This window comes from Chitinimonas sp., from assembly GCF_041904975.1.
Classification (GTDB): Bacteria; Pseudomonadota; Gammaproteobacteria; order Burkholderiales; family Chitinimonadaceae; genus Chitinimonas.
The window spans coordinates 1-469 of sequence record NZ_JAYRLZ010000316.1 but is presented as its reverse complement, the minus strand read 5'-3'; the positions used below and the strand labels follow the sequence as shown (position 1 = coordinate 469).

General features: G+C 69.9%; 1 pseudogene. It reads left to right on the top strand.

Features of this window, described 5'->3' with window-relative positions:
* Positions 1–182 precede the first annotated feature (182 nt).
* Positions 183–469: pseudogene (locus tag ACE3OH_RS19770) on the top strand (bifunctional tRNA (5-methylaminomethyl-2-thiouridine)(34)-methyltransferase MnmD/FAD-dependent 5-carboxymethylaminomethyl-2-thiouridine(34) oxidoreductase MnmC); the annotation flags it as partial.

The following is a 469-nucleotide window of genomic DNA, read 5'->3' as shown; positions in this document are numbered from 1 at the left end:
GTTCCCCGGTCCGCGCCTTGGCGCGGGGCGCACTCCCCCCCGCCCCGCCCCCCCCGCGCCCCGGGGGCGCCACGGCGCATTCCCGGCCGTTAACCGGCTACCGCGGCGCCGAGCGGAGCCGCACTGTGCATCCCAGCCAGCCTGCGCCCCCACACTGACGTCTGCACCGTCGAGCCCCTCCCGTGTACAGCGCAATCACCCCGGCCCAATTACAGCTTACCGACGATGGCACGCCCTATAGCGCCGCCTTTGACGATATCTATCATTCGCAGTCGGGCGGCCTGGCCCAGGCCCACCATGTATTCATGGCCGGCAACGGCCTGCCCGAGCGCTGGCGTAATCGGCACAGCTTTGCCATCTGCGAGACCGGCTTCGGCCTTGGCCTGAGCTTTCTCGCCAGCTGGGCCGCCTGGCAGGCCGATCCGCAGCGCAGCACCCGGCTGCATTTCGTATCTTGCGAGCTGCATCC